Annotated in this window: 12 protein-coding genes; 4 read left to right on the plus strand and 8 right to left on the minus strand. The window is 43.8% G+C overall.

Annotation, left to right across the window (positions count from 1 at the left end; genetic code table 11):
* Positions 1-251: 251 nt before the first annotated feature.
* Genes dnaA through ASUC_RS00020 form a run of 4 tightly spaced genes read left to right on the plus strand, consistent with a single transcriptional unit; the run spans position 252 to position 4,477 of the window.
* Entirely contained in the window at positions 252-1,619 is a 1,368-nt protein-coding gene (gene dnaA / locus ASUC_RS00005) for a chromosomal replication initiator protein DnaA (protein ID WP_011978660.1), read from the plus strand.
* An 18-nt stretch (positions 1,620-1,637) separates the two neighbouring features.
* Positions 1,638-2,738, plus strand: a complete 1,101-nt coding sequence (gene dnaN, locus ASUC_RS00010; RefSeq protein WP_011978661.1) for a DNA polymerase III subunit beta — start codon at positions 1,638-1,640, stop codon at positions 2,736-2,738.
* Positions 2,739-2,767: 29 nt separating this feature from the next.
* On the plus strand, positions 2,768-3,844 hold the full coding sequence (recF, locus tag ASUC_RS00015) for a DNA replication/repair protein RecF (RefSeq protein WP_011978662.1): 1,077 nt from the start codon (positions 2,768-2,770) through the stop codon (positions 3,842-3,844).
* A gap of 30 nt (positions 3,845-3,874) precedes the next feature.
* On the plus strand, positions 3,875-4,477 hold the full coding sequence (locus ASUC_RS00020) for a hypothetical protein (protein ID WP_011978663.1): 603 nt from the start codon (positions 3,875-3,877) through the stop codon (positions 4,475-4,477).
* Between the two features lie 108 nt (positions 4,478-4,585).
* Here the strand turns inward: ASUC_RS00020 and dld are convergent, their stop codons facing one another.
* The 8 genes from dld to coaBC form a co-directional block, all read right to left on the minus strand.
* Complete coding sequence (gene dld / locus ASUC_RS00025; RefSeq protein WP_011978664.1) at positions 4,586-6,280, minus strand: D-lactate dehydrogenase; 1,695 nt, start codon at positions 6,278-6,280, stop codon at positions 4,586-4,588.
* Positions 6,281-6,428: 148 nt separating this feature from the next.
* Entirely contained in the window at positions 6,429-8,249 is a 1,821-nt protein-coding gene (locus ASUC_RS00030; RefSeq protein ID WP_011978665.1) for a monovalent cation:proton antiporter-2 (CPA2) family protein, read from the minus strand.
* 131 nt (positions 8,250-8,380) lie between these two features.
* On the minus strand, positions 8,381-9,139 hold the full coding sequence (locus tag ASUC_RS00035; RefSeq protein WP_011978666.1) for a class I SAM-dependent methyltransferase: 759 nt from the start codon (positions 9,137-9,139) through the stop codon (positions 8,381-8,383).
* Between the two features lie 128 nt (positions 9,140-9,267).
* A complete protein-coding gene (gene crp / locus ASUC_RS00040; protein WP_011978667.1) occupies positions 9,268-9,936 on the minus strand; it encodes a cAMP-activated global transcriptional regulator CRP in 669 nt (222 codons plus the stop codon).
* Positions 9,937-9,963: 27 nt separating this feature from the next.
* Positions 9,964-10,185 carry a YheU family protein gene (locus tag ASUC_RS00045; protein WP_011978668.1) on the minus strand — a complete coding sequence of 74 codons (222 nt, stop codon included), beginning with the start codon at positions 10,183-10,185 and terminating at the stop codon, positions 9,964-9,966.
* Positions 10,186-10,206: 21 nt separating this feature from the next.
* Positions 10,207-10,860, minus strand: coding sequence for a nucleoid occlusion factor SlmA (gene slmA, locus ASUC_RS00050; RefSeq protein WP_172435802.1), 654 nt, complete (start codon positions 10,858-10,860; stop codon positions 10,207-10,209).
* Positions 10,860-11,315 (minus strand): dUTP diphosphatase, encoded by a 456-nt coding sequence (gene dut, locus ASUC_RS00055; protein ID WP_011978670.1) that lies wholly within the window; start codon positions 11,313-11,315, stop codon positions 10,860-10,862. The genes slmA and dut overlap by 1 nt, the downstream gene beginning before the upstream one ends.
* A gap of 50 nt (positions 11,316-11,365) precedes the next feature.
* Positions 11,366-12,565, minus strand: a complete 1,200-nt coding sequence (coaBC, locus tag ASUC_RS00060; protein WP_011978671.1) for a bifunctional phosphopantothenoylcysteine decarboxylase/phosphopantothenate--cysteine ligase CoaBC — start codon at positions 12,563-12,565, stop codon at positions 11,366-11,368.
* Between the last annotated feature and the right edge of the window lie 63 nt (positions 12,566-12,628).

Consider the following 12,628-nt stretch of genomic DNA (forward strand, 5'->3'; position numbering starts at 1 on the left):
TTAGGAACGGAATTTTACTGATAAATTCAGCGTTCGTCAAATGTGAATAGGCGAAACCCGGCGGATATTTACATGTTCTGCCGGTTTCACGCATAAAAAGCGTGGGCGAATTATACGTTTTCCGCGAAAAATCTCAAGTCATTTTTTTGATCCTTTTCACAAGATCTTTCTTCGTTTTTAAGGTAAAATCATAAGAAATTTTGACCGCGCTTTTAGGTCTGTTTTGTTAATCCTATGATAATAAAGATAAAATGAACCGTAATACTTCTTCCCTGTGGGCTGATTGCCTGCTTCAACTGCAAGATCAAGTACCGGCGGACAAATTCCAGATGTGGTTGCGTCCGTTACAGGCAGATATTTCGTCTCCTAATCAACTGACTATTTATGTGCAGAATTTTTTTAGTCGTCAATGGGTTGAGAATAATTATTTGGCGGACATCACCAAACTAGCCCGTCAATTAACGGGAAACCCCGATTTTGTCGTCAAACTGGTAGAGGGCGTCAAACCGGCACCGAAACAAAATAATATCGTCACAACTAAACAAAATGCGGAAACTGCGGTCGATTCCGAACAACATTTACAGTCTGTTGAGTTTAAAACCGGATTAAACAGCAATCATCTGTTTGAAAATTTTGTGGAGGGGAAATCCAACCAACTGGCTCGAGCGGTAGGCATTAAAGTCGCCAACAATCCCGGCGATAAAACTGCCAATCCGCTGTTTTTATACGGCGGTACGGGATTGGGTAAAACCCATTTGTTACACGCCGTGGGTAACGGTATTCTGGCAAACAATCCGAAAGCTCGTGTGCTTTACATCCATGCGGAACGGTTCGTACAGGAATATGTGAAAGCAACTAAACTAGGTGCCGCAGAAAACTTCAAAAAATTCTATCGTAATCTGGACGCATTACTCATAGACGATATCCAGTTCTTTGCCGGTAAAGAACTTACTCAAGAAGAATTTTTTAACACTTTCAACAACTTATTCGAAGGTGAAAAACAGATTATTTTGACTTCGGATCGCTACCCGCGTGAAATAGAAAAGATCGAAGATCGTTTAAAATCCCGTTTCAGCTGGGGCCTTAGTGTCGCCATCGAACCGCCGGAATTAGAAACCCGAGTAGCTATTTTAATGAAAAAAGCCGAAGAACGCGGTGTCAATTTAGCGGAAGAAGTGGCATTTTTCATCGGTCAGAAATTGCGTACCCATGTACGGGAACTGGAAGGTGCCCTGAACCGTGTCATCGCTAATGCCGAATTTACCGGAAAAACCATTACTATCGATTTTGTGCGCGACACCTTAAAAGATATGCTGGCGCTGCAAGATAAGTTAGTGACCATTGATAACATTCAAAAAGTCGTAGCGGAATATTATCGCATCAAAGTTTCCGATTTGAATTCGAAAAACCGTTCTCGCTCAGTAGCGCGTCCGCGTCAACTGGCAATGGCCCTGGCAAAAGAGCTGACTAACCGCAGCTTTCCTGAAATCGGTAAAAATTTCGGCGGTAAAGACCATACCACCGTGATTTATGCTTGTGATAAAATTCAGGAACTGCGGGAAACCGACAGCAGCATTCAGGAAGACTGGTCAAATTTAATCCGTACTTTATCCGCATAACGAATCAGGGAGAAAATCATGCAGTTTATTGTTTCAAGAGAAAATCTGTTAAAACCGTTACAACAGGTCTGCGGTGTATTAAGTTCTCGTCCTAACGTCCCTGTGCTCAATAACGTTTTGTTACAAATCGAAGGCGACCGCCTAACCATCACCGGCACGGATTTGGAAGTGGAACTTTCCACACAAGCACAATTAAACAGCCATGGAGAAGGTACGTTCACCATTCCGGCAAAAAAATTCTTGGATATTTGCCGCAGTTTGCCTGAAGATGCCGTCATCACGGTAGATTTCGAACAGGATCGCGCTATTGTCCGCTCGAGTCGAACCAAATTTAATCTGGCGACGTTTCCCGCCGAAGAATATCCGAATCTCACCGATTGGCAATCCGAAGTGGATTTTACCGTCAGCCAGGCGACTATGCGCCGTCTCATCGAAGCCACACAGTTTTCCATGGCAAATAATGACGCTCGTTATTTTTTAAACGGCATGAAATTCGAAACTGAAGGTAATTTGCTGCGTACCGTCGCAACGGACGGACACCGCCTTGCGGTTTGTACCATCGAATTAGAACAGGATTTACAAAATCATTCTGTCATTCTGCCACGTAAAGGCGTATTGGAATTGGCGCGTTTACTGGACGCAACCAGCGAGCAACCCGCCCGAGTACAAATCGGTACCAATAACTTCCGTGTTGAATTAGGTTCCGTTGTGTTTACCTCAAAACTTATAGACGGGCGTTTTCCGGATTATCGACGCGTCTTACCGCGTAATGCCAACCGAATTTTAGAATCGGATTGGGAAAATCTGAAACAGTCTTTCGTGCGCGCCTCTATTCTGTCCAGCGAAAAAGTACGTACCGTGCGTTTGGAATTGAATCAAAATCAATTAACCATCACTGCAAAAAATCCGGAGCAGGAGGAAGTCGAGGAAATTCTCGACGTTTCTTATCAAAGCGAACCAATCGAAATCGGCTTCAATGTCAGTTATGTACTGGATGTACTGAACGCGCTGAAATGTCAAAGGGTTCGCGTCCGCTTCACGGATGCGTCGTCAAGCTGTTTAATAGAGGATTGTGAAGATAATACGGCCGAATATGTCATTATGCCGATGAAGCTGTAAAAACATTTAAATTTCCGACCGCACTTTCAATGGCTATTTCACGTTTAATTATTGAGAACTTTCGTAATTTGGCAGCCGTGGATCTGGAATTCGATCATGGTTTTAATTTTCTGGTGGGTAATAACGGCAGCGGAAAAACCAGCTTACTGGAAAGCATTTTCTATCTCGGGCACGGACGTTCTTTCAAAAGTTCGGTCAGCACGCGGATCATCACTTATGATAAACCTTATTTCACCTTGCACGGGCGAATTTGGGAACAACAGCACGAATGGTCGGTAGGGTTACAAAAACAGCGAAAAGAAGGGCTTACTCTTGTAAAAATCAACGGGGAAGACGGTAACAAAATTTCCGATCTTGCTCATTTACTGCCGATGCAGATGATTACGCCGGAGGGGCTGACACTGCTTAACGGCGGTCCTTCTTATCGACGGGCATTTTTAGACTGGGGGTTGTTTCACCATCGACCGAATTTTCATTCCGCTTGGTCGGCGCTGAATCGTTTACTCAAACAACGTAATGCGGCATTACAACAAACGTATGATTATACGGATTTACAGGTTTGGGACGTGGAACTCTCTAAACTGGCTCACCAGGTCAGCCTTTGGCGAACCGATTACGCGGAGGCCTTACGTCCGGAAATAGAACAAACTTGCCGTTTATTTTTACCAGAATTGGATATTCAGGTAAGTTTTCACCAAGGGTGGGATAAAAACACGGATTACGGTGATTTATTACGTGAGAATTTCGCCCGTGATAAACATATCGGTTATACGGTTTCAGGACCGCAAAAAGCCGATTTTCGCTTTAAAGCCAACGGATTTCCCGTAGAAGATGTACTTTCCCGCGGACAGTTAAAGCTATTAATGTGCGCCTTACGTCTGGCGCAAGGCGAGCATTTGATGGTACAAAAAAACCGCTCCTGCATTTTTTTAATTGACGATTTTGCCTCCGAACTGGATGAAACAAAACGAGGGCTGTTAGCCGAACGGTTACGGCAAAGCCATTCTCAGGTTTTTGTTACTGCCATTACTGCGGAACAGCTGAAACAAATGCAACCGGAAAATCACCGCACTTTTTCCGTCAATAACGGAATGATTTCATTATAAAAATAAGTTAATTAACCTAGCTGGAATCTTATGCAAAAAACACAATTATTTTTTCAGAGCTTATACGTAACCCTGTACTTTTTAGTAGCATCGCTTATTCCTTTCGTAGCATTATTGGTTGACGTGATCTATTTCCGGAACGCCGTCGGTGAAGAATCCGCGGTAGAATATTGTCAGGATATCTTTCTTGTCATACTCAGCGTATTATTTTTCCGACAAGCGCACAAACATCCTGAAGCGCGAAGCGGATTTTTACTGATGGGATTCTTTTTCCTCACTATGCTGATTCGTGAAATGGATAACATATTTGATGCGCTCATTTATCACGGCAGCTGGAGCCTTTTGGCCGCACCGCTCGCTACTTTCGCTGTAGTTTATGCTTTACTGAATAAAACCGAAACATTAAATGCGTTAACGGATTTTACCCAGAGTAAAGAATTTTACAGTTTTATTATCGGTTTACTGTTGGTACTGGTAATTTCCCGCCTTATCGGTATGAGCTGGCTTTGGCGTTCTATTTTCTATTATACTTATCCCCGTATCGTAAAAAATATTGCGGAAGAATATACGGAATTATTAGGCTACGCTATTATGTGTTTTTCCTGCGTAAAATATATTCGGGGCAAAGCCTAATCGCAAGATATAGAAAATCGCCATACCGTTTTAACGGTCAATGGCGATTTTTTTATTCTTATCTTTCTGAAAAAAGATTAACATCCGCTTATCTTTTATAAACAGACTTTACTCATGCCAATATTTTTTCTTCGATGTCTTGCCGATTCCCGGATTAAAACTGTTGGTGGGATCCAATACTTTATAAAACTTCCTTAACGCGGGTTTTGCCTCGTATAAATGTCCGACGTTATGCTCGGCCGGATATTGCGCTCCGCGCCGATCAAGTAATTTCAGCATATCATGTTCCACTTCTTCATAATCACAGCCTTTTTTAATGATGTAATCCTGATGAAAAACATGACACATAAAATGTCCGTAATACAATTTATGGATAATTTTCGAATCGATTTCCGGCGGCAACATTTCGAACCAATCGGAATCATTGCGACGCAACGCAATATCCAACGCTACGATTTCTTCCACTTCTTTCGAATGAATCGCACGATAGCGAATCGCGGCGGAAGCTACGGCAAAGCGGTGTAACATCGCCGCTTGGGTTTCCGCCTTATTGCATTCGAAATAAGCGCCTTTACCGCTATCCTTAAAATAATCCGCCAAATAAGCGCGCGCTTCCTCGACGCCTTTACCGCCCATTTTTAAAATTAAATGATGCTCGTAACGTTCCCGATATTGCCATAAACTTTTTGGTAAATGCTCGGGAATAAGTTTGGAACACCATTGCATAAATTTATCGCTAAAATGAGAAGGTACAAAAGGCAGTTTTTTGCTCAAACGATCCACATTGGCTTTTAACGCAAACAGTTTTGGTAACCAATCAGTACCGAATTTCTTAATCACCCAGAAGGTGTCCTTACCGTAACGAGCGGCTATATCGAAAGCATCCCGATGAATATACTCTCCTGAAACCGGTAATTCTTCAAAATTAGAAAGCATATGGCGACGTAAATCGCTAAGCACTGACGTTCGATTGGTACCGATATAAAATACGGCCGTATTTTTCTCCAACGGAAAGGTATCCAGACGAACGGCGAAAATCGCTAATTTGCCCGCACTGCCCGATGCTTCGTAATGACGGGCGGGATCCGCATTAAATCGTGCCGGCGTATCTTCATCCACCTGTCGCACATGATGACAATAACTGTGGTCATGCCCGTTACCGCAATTCTGTTTAATGTCTTTTTGTTGATAATGATGATTTTGTAAATTGGTTAGAATTTCCTCCGGCGTCGAACCTAAATCAATCCCCAAATGGTTTTTTAGTTCCAATTCACCGTTTTCATTCAGCTGAGCGAATAAAGCCATTTCAGTATAAGCCGGTCCGCGTTGCACCAATGCACCGCCCGAATTATTGCACACACCGCCAATCACAGAGGCCCCGATACAGGACGAACCTATCACAGAATGCGGTTCCCGGCCATACGGCTGCAGCACGTTTTCCAGTTTATTCAGTGTAGAGCCGGGAAAACACACCACTTGGTGAGCGTTATTAATTACCTGAATACTATCCATACGCATGGTATTAATGATGACAATCGGACGATCATAATCGTTACCACTCGGCGTCGAACCGCCCGTCAACCCCGTATTGGCGGCTTGATTAATCACAATAACATCCTGTTCTACACAGGCTTTCAACACTTGCCAGAACTCTAATAAATTAGCGGGACGGACTACTGCCAGCGCATTTCCGGTACCGAAACGATAGCCGTTACGATAAGCCTCGGTTTTACTCGGTTCGGTAATAATGTAGGAGGGTGTGACAATTTGGGTAAGAGTTGAAACGAGTTGTTGCATTGACATTTTGTTACCTCTTTGTAAAAAGATAACAATATAATAACAAATTCGAAAATTATGATTTGAACAAATTTGTGATATCCGTCACAAAATATAAAAAAAGTGCGGTCAAAAATATTTATTTTTCAACCGCGCTTATGATTTCATCGTCCGTTTAATCTTCCCGCTGTAAAATCTGTTGGATTTTAGCCATAGTTTTCTGATCATGTTCCAACGCCACTTTAATCATTTCCTTATTCTGGAATTTCTTCGTATAGTTCGGATCATGCACTTCCGCCATTAAACGGACACGACGGCGGTTTTCTTCGTAATATATATGAGTAATTTCCTCAATACGTTCGCTGTCGATATCCCCCAAATCTTCCAACGCATAACGAGCCGTACGTAGCGCAGAATCAAAGGTTTCTCGCACCTGGCGATCGGCGCCTTTTTCGTATAATTCGAAAACATGAAACAAATCGTAAGCACGCGACAAAATACGCAGGCTCGGATTCATCTTACGCGCCATTTCCACAATATGCGTCGCTTTTGCCTTATTCCCCGAAGTCACGATCAGCATTTGGGCGGATTCAATACCCGCATGATGCAAAATTTCCGGACGTTCGGCATTACCGTAATAGGCTTTAATCCCCAATTTACGCATACCAGTAATAATCTCTTCATCACGGTCAATAATCGTAACCTTATGGTTAGTCATGGTTAGCACTTCATTGATAATCTGCCCGAAACGCCCGAATCCCACCATAATGATAGGTCGTATTTCATCAATATTATCCGCTTCACGCTCCTCATTCGGTTTACGTAAACGCGGTTCTAGATATTTTTTGTGAAATAAAACGAAAAGCGGGCTGAATACCATAGATAAAACGATAATAGCGACGCCGTTGGCTTGCTGTTGCGGGGTAATCACTCGCTGGCCGGCTGCCGCGGCAAAAATAACGAAAGCAAACTCGCCTCCTAATGCCATCACAAAAGCACGATCCAAGGCTTCGGAAAAACTAGACCGTGTTAACAACGCAGCCAGAAAAACCCCAAAGCCGTTCACTATCATTAAGGCGATGACACCTAACAAAATAAACCAAAGGTGAGCAAACACCAGGTTAAGATCCAAAGACATACCGACACCGAGAAAAAACAACCCGAGTAACAATCCGCGAAACGGTTCGATATCCGCCTCCAATTGATGACGGAAACTGGAATTGGACAATAATACGCCCGCCACAAAGGCTCCCATGGCGGCGGAAAGCCCGGCATGTTCCATCAATAATGCGGAACCAAGAACCACCAACAACGCGGCCGCCGTCATCATTTCGCGTAATTTAGTCCATGCCAGAGCCTTAAAGAGCGGATTCAACAACCAAATTCCCGACACGATTAAAATCGTAAGAGAACCGGTTCCAATAGCGAATTTTTGCCATAAAGGTTCGTGAGTATCAATATCGGTAACGGGTGAAAGGAAAGCTACAATGGCAAGTAACGGAACGATTAATAAATCTTCAAACAATAAAATGGAAATCATCTTCTGTCCGCGAGAACTTGCCATTTCATTGCGTTCGCTCAGTATTTGCATAACTATAGCGGTAGAATTCAGCACAAATCCCGAAGCGATAATAAATGCCGTTTGCCAGGAAAAGCCAAGTCCTATTCTGGCAACCGACATAACCAGCGAACCGCTCAGTAAGACCTGCAGCATTCCCAAACCGAAAATCTGTTTACGCAGCCCCCATAACTGAGACGGTTTCATTTCCAGACCGATCAGAAACAAAAACATCACCACGCCCAGCTCCGCTACGTGAATAATGGATTGCGGTTCGGTAAAAAGACGTAATCCGAAAGGACCGATAATTAACCCTGCAGCGAGATAACCTAATACGGAGCCTAACCCCAAACGTTTGAACAGAGGCACGGCAATGACCGCAGCACCTAATAACGTCACCACATGAACTAATTGGTTTGCACCTTCTACTGCTGCCATCGGACTCGGTTCCCCATGAAAAAATGAAATCAAAAATTTTTCATTATTCTAGCAAAAATTTTACAAATTTTAACCGCACTTTGACGCAGGAAATAAAAAAATCTCCCGAATCAATTCGGGAGATCGAGGAATCACGCTTTACGGCTGCAAACGGCGATGAAATTCAGCTTTCGTTCGGGATCATTAAATACTTTGAACATATTTTTAAAAGTTGTTCGATTTTCCGCTTTTAAAGCGTTTTTCATGATTTTCAATGTTCCTATTATACCTTCGTCATAAATCATACCGGACGGCGAAAGTAAGGTCATATTACCGCTAACCGTCTCTACCCGGGCAAAACCGATGTTTGAAAACAGAGACTGCCAACCTTCTTGCGTTAAAGGCGTCACTGTAATGTTAATCGCCTGTCGTAACTGCTTTAGCACCGTTTCACTGTCCTCCGTCGTCAGCATAACGTCATGAGTCAATAATATACCGCCCGGCTTAAGTACACGAAAATATTCCGTTACCGCTTTTTGTTTTGCCGCTAACGGTAACATAGTCAGCATGGCTTCATTAATCACGATATCGAAGGTTTTATCGGCAAAAGGCAGTTTCATAGCATTTGCACGTTGTACATGAATCAAATGCTGTAACCCCCGCTCGGCAATATTGCGTTCCGCTTTGGCTAATGCCTTTTCATCCAAATCTACGCCTTCTATATAACAACCGTACCGTTTCGCCAGTCCGATAGCGGTTGTTCCCATATTACACGCCACTTCCAGTACGGTTTTATCGGTCGAGAAATTCCCTTGCTCAATCAACCATTCCGTAGCTCTGCGTCCGCCGGGACGCAAACGGGTTTTACCTAAACGCGCTAAAAAATTATGTCCGACTTCATCTTTTTTCATCACAGACTCCTCATTTAAATACTTGAGTAAATATATCGGATTTAAAAAATGAAATCTATTCTTATTTGCAATAAAGTGCGGTTAAAAATTGATGAATTTTTAACCGCACTTTACATTTTAATCAGGTATTAACGGGTACCGAACACTACAATGGTTTTACCGTGCGCCGCAATCAGATTGTCGTCTTCCAGCAATTTTAATACTCGCCCGACGGTTTCCCGGGAACATCCTACCATCTGTCCGATTTCCTGACGGGTAATTTTTATTTGCATTCCGTCCGGGTGAGTCATGGCATCCGGTAATTTTGCTAAATTCATCAGCGTTTGCGCAATACGCCCCGTCACGTCAAGAAACGCCAGATTAGTCACCTGACGCGAGGTATTTTGCAGACGGTGGGAGAGCTGCCCCGCCAAATTCATCAGAATTTCAGGATTCACCTGCAACAGCTGACGGAATTTTTTATAAGAGACTTCCGCCACTTCACAAGAGGTACGCGCCTTCACCCACGCCGTACGCACTTGATTTTCCTCAAACAATCCCACTTCACCGAAGAATTCGCCCTCGCTCAGATAAGATAAAATCATTTCTTTACCGTCATCATCTTTTGCCATGACAATTGCGGAGCCTTTCACTAAGTAATAGAGCGTATCCGCCTTTTCTCCCGCATGGATTAATGTTGTTTTAGTCGGATATTTATGAATATGACAATGCGATATGAACCAATCAATAGTTGGATCAAGTGATACCGCCTGTTGATCAGCCGGTTCGGCTGCCAAATCCTGTTCTTTCTTTAGCATAAAATCACTCCATACTTATGCTTTGACTTAACGGGTCAAAAATGAATCTTTATCTTTAATATCAATCGTTTCATGCAATTCTGACCAAACGATCACCGCACTTCCCGAGCGAATTAAACCTAATAAGTTGTCTACTTTTTGCTGCAAAGACAGCTCTTCGAACCCATAATCCGTTCCCTCGCGCAAAATAAAACTTTCCGCGACATTTTTCAGGGTATCGTCGTCTAAGGATTGCCAAGGAATAATCATCCCGTCCCCAATCTATTTAAGTTAAGCAAAAATCGGCGCCAGTAATTTCCATTGCTGTTCAAATCCCTGATTTGCCGTACGACGGAAATTAGTTCGTACCAAACGCATCATTTGCCCTTCACAAAAAGTAACAAGATGCGCCGCCATCATACGCTCATCAACGGAAAAACTCTTCCCTTCACGAATTTTGCTCATTTGTAACACATTCACGAATTGTAATTCAAGACGATCGAAAAACTGCGCGACACGAAGTTGCAGCCGCGCCTCTTCAAACATTAGCGCATGCCCCGTCAGAACCCGGGTTAAACCGGGATTTTTACGCGCAAAATCCAACACCATCAATAAAATGTCATGTACCCGGCTGACGGTATTGGTTTGTAACGCTTTAGCCTGATCAATTCGAGTAAACAGATTTTTTTCAATGTGATCGAGCAATGCCTCAAACATTTTTGTTTTATTAGGAAAATAGCGATACAACGCCGCCTCAGAAACACCGACCGCTTCCGCCAAACGAGCAGTTGTCATACGCTCCATTCCGCGTTCGGAATGTAACATATTCACAAGAACGGCCAAAACCTGTTGCCGTCGTTCTTTAACACTGCGTTTTTCAATTTTTGTCGTATGCGTTTCCGGAGCCGGCTCCAAATCCGCGATTTCGAGTTGTTCAACCATAATTATTTTTTGCCTGAATGTCCAAAACCGCCTTCGCCGCGATCCGTCTGTTCAAATTCTGCCACAATATTAAACTCAGCCTGTACCACAGGAACGAAAACCAATTGCGCAATACGATCGCCTACTTCCACTTTAAACGGTTTATCGCTACGGTTCCACATAGAAACCATTAGCGGTCCCTGATAATCGCTATCAATCAGTCCGACTAAATTGCCTAATACTACCCCGTGTTTATGTCCCAAACCGGAGCGGGGCAAAATCACTGCGGCCAACTGCGGATCGGCTATATAAACGGATAAACCGGTAGGAATTAATTTAGTTTCGCCCGGTTGAATTTCAAAGGCTTCGTCCGTTAAAGCCCGTAAATCCAGCCCCGCCGAACCGGTCGTCGCATAAGCGGGCAACGGAAATTGTGCACCGATACGACTATCTAAAATTTTCACATCAATTTTTTTCATTCAGATTCCTTCTATCCCTATCCTATATTCTTCATTTAAAAAGAGATTTGTCATGCTCGATAACGCGCGACAATTTCTTCCGCTAAAATTTTCGCTAATTCGCGTTTTGAAGTTGTCGGTAACAATTTATCACCGTCTTTCCAAAATAAATGCAAGGTATTCTGATCGGCCCCAAATACATTTCCATCCGCAACATCATTAGCACAAATCATATCCAAATTTTTTCGTACCAACTTATCTTGTGCATATTGTGCTACATTTTGTGTTTCCGCCGCAAAGCCCACCACAAAAGGACGACGTTCGGTCAGATGTGCCACTTCGGCAATAATATCCGGGTTTTTAATTAACTTTAACGAAAGTTCGTCGTTATCGCTGTTTTTTTTGATTTTCTGAGCCGACACTTCCGCCACTCGGTAATCCGCCACCGCCGCACAGCCGATAAACAGTCGATTTTTGACCGCACTTTCCAACGCGATTTGCCGCATTTCCCGGGCGGAAGTCACATTAATTCGGGTCACCCCCGCCGGCGTAGTTAAATTCACAGGACCGGCAATCAATGTGACGTCCGCTCCCCGTTCGGCAAACGCCGCCGCAATGGCAAACCCCATTTTGCCGGAACTGTGATTGCTGATGTAACGCACCGGATCAATAGGTTCGCGGGTCGGTCCGGCGGTAATCGCCACGGATAAACCGACTAAATCCCGTTTTTGCGCCAATCGTTCCGAAAGTGCGGTGAAAATTTCACTTGGTTCGCACATACGTCCTGCGCCCACATCGCCACAAGCCTGAAACCCACTGGCGGGACCAATAAATTGCATTCCGCGCGCGACTAATTTCGCAATATTTTCTTGTGTCACCGCTTGTGCATACATTTGTCGATTCATCGCCGGCGCCAATAAAATCGGCGAGGCGGTGGCAAGGCAAACCGTCGACAGCAAATCATTCGCCATGCCAACGGTTAAACGGGCGATAAAATCCGCACTGGCGGGCACGATAAGCACGGCGTCCGCCCACTTAGCCAATTCGATATGTCCCATGGCAAGCTCGGCGGCAGGGTCCAGCAAAGATTGGGAAACGGGATTCCCCGAAATCGCCTGTAATGTTAAAGGCGTCACAAATTCTGCCGCAGCGGGCGTCAATACGACGCGTACTTCCGCCCCGCTTTTACGCAGTAAGCGAATAAGTTCAATGCTTTTATATGCGGCAATTCCGCCGGTTATTCCCACCACAATGCGTTTCGCTTTCAACATTGTTAGTCCCCTTTCACTTTTAATAAGTTTGAGCATTTTACTTCAAATTGTCCGAAGAAAAAA

It is taken from the genome of Actinobacillus succinogenes 130Z, from assembly GCF_000017245.1.
In the GTDB taxonomy this organism is placed as follows: Bacteria; Pseudomonadota; Gammaproteobacteria; order Enterobacterales; family Pasteurellaceae; genus Exercitatus; species Exercitatus succinogenes.

Excerpts from the sequence above, each read along its gene's own strand:
- dnaA (WP_011978660.1), top strand. The coding sequence starts at position 252 with ATGAACCGTAATACTTCTTCCCTGTGGGCTGATTGCCTGCTTCAACTG.
- dnaN (WP_011978661.1), top strand. The coding sequence starts at position 1,638 with ATGCAGTTTATTGTTTCAAGAGAAAATCTGTTAAAACCGTTACAACAG.
- recF (WP_011978662.1), top strand. The coding sequence starts at position 2,768 with ATGGCTATTTCACGTTTAATTATTGAGAACTTTCGTAATTTGGCAGCC.
- ASUC_RS00020 (WP_011978663.1), top strand. The coding sequence starts at position 3,875 with ATGCAAAAAACACAATTATTTTTTCAGAGCTTATACGTAACCCTGTAC.
- dld (WP_011978664.1), bottom strand. The coding sequence starts at position 6,280 with ATGTCAATGCAACAACTCGTTTCAACTCTTACCCAAATTGTCACACCC.
- ASUC_RS00030 (WP_011978665.1), bottom strand. The coding sequence starts at position 8,249 with ATGGCAGCAGTAGAAGGTGCAAACCAATTAGTTCATGTGGTGACGTTA.
- ASUC_RS00035 (WP_011978666.1), bottom strand. The coding sequence starts at position 9,139 with ATGAAAAAAGATGAAGTCGGACATAATTTTTTAGCGCGTTTAGGTAAA.
- crp (WP_011978667.1), bottom strand. The coding sequence starts at position 9,936 with ATGCTAAAGAAAGAACAGGATTTGGCAGCCGAACCGGCTGATCAACAG.
- ASUC_RS00045 (WP_011978668.1), bottom strand. The coding sequence starts at position 10,185 with ATGATTATTCCTTGGCAATCCTTAGACGACGATACCCTGAAAAATGTC.
- dut (WP_011978670.1), bottom strand. The coding sequence starts at position 11,315 with ATGAAAAAAATTGATGTGAAAATTTTAGATAGTCGTATCGGTGCACAA.
- coaBC (WP_011978671.1), bottom strand. The coding sequence starts at position 12,565 with ATGTTGAAAGCGAAACGCATTGTGGTGGGAATAACCGGCGGAATTGCC.